General features: G+C 64.5%; 8 protein-coding genes. 2 read left to right on the top strand and 6 right to left on the bottom strand.

Annotated features, from left to right (window positions below):
- The 6 genes from AAC023_RS13415 to ruvX all read right to left on the bottom strand — a co-directional run.
- Nucleotides 1-835: aspartate carbamoyltransferase catalytic subunit (locus AAC023_RS13415; RefSeq protein ID WP_339741704.1), on the bottom strand; the 835-nt coding region annotated here is incomplete at its 3' end.
- A gap of 605 nt (nucleotides 836-1,440) precedes the next feature.
- Nucleotides 1,441-1,845, bottom strand: coding sequence for a type II toxin-antitoxin system HicB family antitoxin (locus tag AAC023_RS13410; RefSeq protein WP_339741703.1), 405 nt, complete (start codon nucleotides 1,843-1,845; stop codon nucleotides 1,441-1,443).
- A 78-nt stretch (nucleotides 1,846-1,923) separates the two neighbouring features.
- Nucleotides 1,924-2,142, bottom strand: a complete 219-nt coding sequence (locus tag AAC023_RS13405; RefSeq protein ID WP_339741702.1) for a type II toxin-antitoxin system HicA family toxin — start codon at nucleotides 2,140-2,142, stop codon at nucleotides 1,924-1,926.
- Between the two features lie 511 nt (nucleotides 2,143-2,653).
- Nucleotides 2,654-3,367, bottom strand: a complete 714-nt coding sequence (locus AAC023_RS13400; protein WP_339741701.1) for a type 1 glutamine amidotransferase — start codon at nucleotides 3,365-3,367, stop codon at nucleotides 2,654-2,656.
- Nucleotides 3,368-3,521: 154 nt separating this feature from the next.
- A complete protein-coding gene (locus AAC023_RS13395; protein WP_339741700.1) occupies nucleotides 3,522-4,430 on the bottom strand; it encodes an AEC family transporter in 909 nt (302 codons plus the stop codon).
- 2 nt (nucleotides 4,431-4,432) lie between these two features.
- Nucleotides 4,433-4,882 (bottom strand): Holliday junction resolvase RuvX, encoded by a 450-nt coding sequence (gene ruvX / locus AAC023_RS13390; protein ID WP_339741699.1) that lies wholly within the window; start codon nucleotides 4,880-4,882, stop codon nucleotides 4,433-4,435.
- 99 nt (nucleotides 4,883-4,981) lie between these two features.
- Between ruvX and gatC the strand changes: the two genes are divergently transcribed.
- The gene (gatC, locus tag AAC023_RS13385) at nucleotides 4,982-5,269 is read left to right on the top strand and encodes an Asp-tRNA(Asn)/Glu-tRNA(Gln) amidotransferase subunit GatC (RefSeq protein WP_339741698.1); all 288 of its coding nucleotides are present in this window, start codon (nucleotides 4,982-4,984) and stop codon (nucleotides 5,267-5,269) included.
- A 5-nt stretch (nucleotides 5,270-5,274) separates the two neighbouring features.
- On the top strand, nucleotides 5,275-5,524 hold a 250-nt coding region (locus AAC023_RS13380), incomplete at its 3' end, for an amidase family protein (protein WP_339741697.1).

Below are 5,524 nucleotides of genomic sequence, written 5' to 3'. Positions count from 1 at the left end.
TTTCCACCCCGCGATTCATCGGCCCGGGATGCATCACCAGCACATCCGGCGAGGCGGCCTCGAGCCGCTCATGCGTCAGCCCGAACAGGTGGAAGAATTCGCGTTCCGACGGCACGAAACCGCCGGTCATGCGCTCTTTCTGCTGCCGTAGCGCCATCACCGCATCACATCCCACCAGCGCCGCATCGAGATCATGGAAGACCTCGACGCCCCATTGATCGACATCGGTCGGCAAAAGGGTGGGCGGTGCGCACAGGCGGATCTCGGCGCCGAGTATGTTCAGCAGGCCGATATTGGAGCGCGCGACGCGGCTATGCAGGATATCGCCGACAATCAATATCCGCCGTCCGCCGACCGAGCCCCAACGCTGGGCCAGGGTGAAACTGTCGAGCAGGGCCTGGGTCGGGTGTTCATGCATGCCGTCGCCGGCATTGATCACGGCCAGACCGGTCGCATCGGCGAGGAATTTCGGAGCCCCGGTCGCCGGATGGCGCACAACGAGAATATCCGGCCGCATCGCCGCCAGGGTGCGTGCCGTATCCGACAGGCTCTCGCCCTTCGATGCCGAGGACGAGGCCATGGCGAAATTGACGACATCGGCGCCGAGCCGCTTGCCCGCCATCTCGAAACTGCCCTGGGTGCGCGTCGAGGCCTCGAAGAAGAGATTGAGCACGGTCAGCCCGCGCAATTCCTCAGACGATTTGTCCGGCGTCCGGTTGCGCTTGAGAAAGTGTTCGGCGCGCTCGAAAATAATCGCGATATCAACAGGATTGAGGTCAGCCACCGATAACAGGTGACGGTGAGGGAAATCGTAGGAAAATTCCGCGCGGCTCATCCCGCCTCCCGCTTGAAAGCGACCCGGTGAAGGGGTCGGCGCGGTATAGGCGGCGAGGGGCGTGGTGGCAAGGGGGGAGGCGTCCCTCCCCGTGAGGAGAGCGTGCCCCCCGGATCCGGTCTTCAGCCGGTCCGGGGCAGGCTCCGGGCGGGTGAGGCGGGCTGGCGCAAGGTGTCAGGACCAGCGTTCGCCAATCGCCAACCGGCGGTCTTCCCCCTCATCCGCCCTTCGGGCACCTCCTCCCCATGGGAGAAGGAGAGCGCCGCCGCTCATCCTTGACCTCGCAAATCCACTCAGGCCTGATCCCGGCCAGACATTCAGGGCGAGGTCTAGGCGCTGAGTGGGCCAGATGTTCAAATATAATCAAAAGCTTGTCATCCCGGACGGATGCCCCGCGGATGCGGGGCGCAGATCCGGGACCTACCCGCTAATCCAGCTGGAATTGCGGGTAGGTCCCGGCCCTGCACCCGGATCAAGTCCGGGCATCCGGCCGGGATGACAAGGTGTGGATAATACAAGAGACAATGAGATTCGCCCGTCGCGTGGTGCCGCCTTCGGTCCCCATCGGCCGCTTTCCCGCCCGCGGAGGAGAAGGGCGCTTCCCATCACACATCCCGTAAAGCCCCCTCCACCAGCAACCTCGACCGCGTCAGCCCCCTTCGCCGCGCGAGCTCATCAATCCGTTCCAGGGCGAATTCGTCGATGCTGATATTGATGCGGATCGAGCGGCCGGTCCTGGGGGCCGGGGCGAGGGCGATGACTGCCTGCGCATCGCTACGGTCGGTGCGAAAATCGGGATCGGCGAGCAGGGTGTCGAGTGAGCGCGGGCTTGGCAGCGGCAGGCCCTCGTCTTCCAAGGCGTTGAAATTGGAGCGCAGCGCCTTGCGACCGGCGGCAATGGCGTCTTCGACGCTGGTGCCCGCCGCAATGACGCCCGGCGCATCGGGGAAAGAGAGACCGTAATGGCCGGCTTCATCAGCGTGGATGAGGGCGTAGAAGGTTTTGTTCATGGCGGGTTCCGTGTGTGCGGTTACACACTATATACACAAAAGTGAACTGCCACGCCACCAAAATGCGTTTGCCGGGTCTCAAAAATCGCCAGCGACCGGCGGCCAGTCCCAGCCGGTGCAGCGGAAGATGCTGCGCAGGGTCCCGATCGGAATATCCCTGGATGGGTGCGGGACGGTGACGATGTAGCGCTCGCCGGCCTTGCGGAAATTGTGGTGATCGCCGTCGATTGATTTCAGTTCCCAGCCGTCTCGTTTCAGCCGCTTGATGATTCTCGCCGATTTGATCGAATATCCCATGGGCCACGCCGGTCCGATTTCGGATAGGAACCGGTGAGGGTATCATGGAGGGGAACAAAAAGCGAACAGCACTCGCTCGCACCAGCGGCGGAGCTATCCCTGAAGCTCTTGCAAGCCGCCTGCCTGAGTGGATTTACGCGGTCAAGGGCGAAGCCGCGGGCGGCCGCAAAGCGGCCCTTGACCGCGTAAATCCACTCAGGCCCGATCCCGGCAAGACATTCAGGGCAGGGTCTGGGCGCGCGCTGGCACATATTATCCAAAACCATCAAACCCTTGTCATGCCTGACCCTCGCCTTCGCGAGGGCAGGCGGATGCCCGGACGCGCAGCGATCCGGGCGCAGATCCGGGACCCAGACCCGGCAGCGAAAATCCAGCGCGCTGAGGGACAGATTTCCACCGCCCGGCTGCTGACGCACCAAATCTCGGGCGTCTGGGTCCCGGATCTGCGCCCCGCTTGCGCGGGGCATCCGTCCGGGATGACAAGTTATTGTTTTATAGGAGAAAGTTACCCCTACGCCCCGCCTGGGCAGCGGACGAGCGCCTGTGCCAGGGGCAGGTCATCGAGCGGGCCGTCAATGCGGCGGACCAGGGCGGCGACTTCGTCGGCGTTGAGGGGGTTGCCGAGGCGCAGGCCGACCAGGGCGGTGGCATAGTCGCGGTCGAATTCCGGGTGCGGTTGCAGGCTGATGGCGGCGCCGGTCTCATAGACCAGGCCGGCATGCGGGCAGCCGGCCGAGGCGAGGAAGGTGCGGGCACAAGCCGGCGGGGTGAGGACCTGGTCCTGATGGCTGGCGAGCAGGGCGATTTCGTCGGGAAGTTCATCGAAACAGGCCGGGCGGTCCGCGGTGAAGCGATAGGTCTGGCGGCCCAATTGCCAGCCATTCGGCGCCACGCGGACATCGCCGCCCAGGGTATCGGCCATGATCTGGTGACCGAAGCACACCCCGAGCATCGGGGTTCGGGCGGCATAGGCGGCGCGGATGAAATCGCGCAGCGGCTTGATCCAGACGGGGTTGTCATAGACGCCGTATTTCGAGCCGGTGAGGACAATGCCCTCGAGCCTGGCCGGATCGGGGAATTGATCGCCGTCGAGGACCAGCACGGTGCGCCAGTCGATATCGGCGCCGGCGGCGGCAAACAGCGACTGGAATTGTGGCGGATAGCGCTGGAATTTACCGCGCAGCCGGGTGCTGGTCTCGTCGATCTGGATCAGGGTCAGGCGCATGCGGGCACTCGCGGCCGGGACAGAACCGACAGATATAGATTGCGCGGCGCCAAAGGCGAGCAAAAACCCGTCCAGACATGTCGCTGCCGGTGTACCGGCTGCAGAACTACTTGCGCGGGTTGGATTTCCTTCTCCGCTGGAGAAGGACGGGCGATCACCCCAGCAACCACAACCAGAACGGAATGGTGATGAAGCAGAACAGCGTCGACGCCGTGATGTCGCCGGCGGAATAGGGGGCGTCGCCGCCCATTTGCTGGGCCAGGACATAGGCCGAGCCGGCGCCGGGCGAGGAGCCGGTGAGCAGGAGGATGGTCAGCGGGATGCCCTCCAGGCCCATGGCGCGGCCGACGCCGTAGAAGACCAGCGGGCCGATCATCAGCTTGAGGAAGATGGAGAGGGCGAGCAGGCGCGGGCGGGCGCGCAGGGTGGTGAAGTTGAGGCCGGCGCCGACCGAGAGCAGGATCAGCGGCAGCGCGGCCTGGCCCATCAGGGTGAGCGTGTCCATGAGTGCGGCGGGCACCGGGATATGCGCCAGATTGACGACGCCGCCGGCGACCGAGCCGAGAATCAGCGGATTGGTGACGATCCGGTAGAGGATGGAGCGCCAGTTGGGGGCCGCGCCTTCTCCCCAGACGGCCAGCGCGGCGACGCATTCGATATTCACCAGCGGGATGGAGACGACCATCACCAGCGCGACGAGGATTTCGCCCTGGTCGCCGAACAGCGCGATGCCGAGCGCCAGGATCAGCATGCCGTTCCAGCGGCACACGGCCTGGAAGACACTGGTATAGGTCGGGTCGGGGATTTTCAGGACGGGTTTGAGCGCCAGCATGATGGCGGCCATCGCCAGGAAGCCGAGTATGGCGGCGATCAGGAAGGGCCCGAGCGTGATCGAGGAGAGATCGGCGCGGGCAATGGCGGTAAACAGCAGGGCCGGGGAAAGGCCGAGATAGGCGAGGCGCGAGACCGGGCCCCAGCTATTGTCCGGCAACAGGCCGGAGCGGCGCAAGAGCCAGCCAATCGCGATGACACCGAAGATCGGGAAGAGGGCGGCGAGGATCATGGCTATAAATGCTCCAGCCGGTCGAGCACGCTGCGCAATATATTGGCGGCAGCATGGGCATCGATCACTTCCTTGCGGCGATCACGGCGCATGCCCGCCGAGATCAGCGCCTCGGTGGCCTCGAAGGTTGAGAGGCGTTCGTCCTGGAAGAGGATCGGGATATCGCGCAGGCCGAGCAGATTGCGCGCCAGCGCGCGTGAAGACTGGGCGCGGGCGCCTTCCGTGCCGTCCATATTATAGGGCAGGCCGATCACCAGGCCGACGGCCTTGCGTTCGTCATAGAGCTGGAAAATGCGCGCCGCGTCCGCTGTGAATTTGGTGCGCTGGATGGTTTCGACCGGTGTGGCGAGGCCGCGCGTGGCGCCGCATGAGGCGACGCCGATCGTCTTGGAGCCCGGATCGAGCGCAAGGATCGGGCCTTGCGGCAGGTCGGAGAGATCAATCAGGGCCATGGCGTCGAGATGCTCCCGGTGCGGTTTGCCGTCAAGCTTTCTTGCACCTGCGAAGGCGTATTGCTACTCAGTCGGCTTCGATTGTCCGGAGCTGATTTCATGTCCGTCACCGCTGATGATGTGCGCCGCATTGCCCGGCTCGCACGCCTTGCCGAACCGAAAGACCGTATCGACACGCTGGTGGGCGAGTTGAACGGGATTCTCGACTGGATCAAACAGCTCGACGAGGTCGATATCGAAGGCGTCGAGCCGATGACCACACCGGTCAAATTCCCGCTGCCGCAGCGCGAGGATGTCGTCAATGATGGCGGGATTCGCGACAAGGTGCTGGCCAATGCGCCCAGCAGCGAAGACGGATTTTTCGTTGTGCCCAAGAGCGTGGAATAGAGACCATGAGCGATCTCCTCAAACTCTCCCTTGAAGCCGTCACCGCCAAGTTGCGGGCGCGCGAAGTCTCGGCCACCGAATTGGCGAAAGAGGCGCTGGCCGCCTGCCAGTCGGCCCAGGGCGCGCTGAATGCGTTCACGGCCTTCGATGAAGCCAAGACCTTGGCGATGGCGAAAGCCTCCGACGAGCGCCTGGCGCGCGGCGAGGGCGGTCTCTTGGAAGGCGCGCCGCTGGCGATCAAGGATTTGTTCGCGG

The organism is uncultured Maricaulis sp. (assembly GCF_963976135.1).
Taxonomy (GTDB): Bacteria; Pseudomonadota; Alphaproteobacteria; order Caulobacterales; family Maricaulaceae; genus Maricaulis.
Note: the sequence above shows the minus strand (reverse complement) of the source record. Positions and strands in the feature narration are given on the sequence as shown.